Raw genomic sequence first — 742 nt, 5'->3', positions numbered from 1 at the left:
CGCTGCGTTAAGGGGTGAATGCCGCATAAACCAAGCTGCCGCAGACCACTTTCACCACCAAAACTCACTGCAAACCAAAAATGCCACGCGGCATGAATCCCGCTTAAACGCCTTGTTATGTTTAAGACTCAAAGGGTTAAGTTTTGCGATACCAAGAGCTTAACTCGACTTATCTTTGAAAACCAAAGTTAGAAGCTAAAAAGCTGAATTAACTCATAATTTTGATTGGCCGACTTTGAGTTTTAACGTGAGAAATCGAAAAGATGGGGCTCTAACTTTGAAATCAAAATCACTTCACTCACCTCGCCTACACTCTGGAATTCAATGAGGCAACTCTCTGAATTTTTAGCGCCCACGAATTGGAGTCCAGAAAACAGCGACCACTAAACATAACTTGCCGACAAGACCAAAATTAGAAAGCTGAGAAAGCAAAGAAAAGATGCAACCAACTGATTTTACGTGACTAAACATAACGCCCTGTTAAGGTGTGAGCAACGCAATACCAAAGCCGCCGCATACTACCTTAAACACTAAACGCAACGCATAGTGAAAATGCCATGCGTTGCGAATCACTCTTAAACAGTTTGTTATGAGTATTTAGCACACTGCACTTAACGGCATTTTTGCACCAGCTTTGGTTTGTCGCTGTATCTGGGGTTGTACTCCGTAACCCGAACAACTCCGTAAGCTCTTTATGAGTTTTGGCTGTGGTTACTTTACATTTTGGGCAAGTATGAGGAAG

General features: G+C 42.5%; 1 protein-coding gene. It reads right to left on the bottom strand.

The genetic code is table 11. The features are described from left to right. Nucleotides 1-119 (bottom strand): DUF3265 domain-containing protein (locus tag CIK04_RS32155; protein ID WP_103195070.1); only part of this gene is annotated, 119 nt, incomplete at its 3' end. Nucleotides 120-742: the final 623 nt, after the last annotated feature.

The sequence above is a fragment of the Vibrio sp. 03_296 genome, assembly GCF_002265885.1.
Note: the sequence above shows the minus strand (reverse complement) of the source record. Positions and strands in the feature narration are given on the sequence as shown.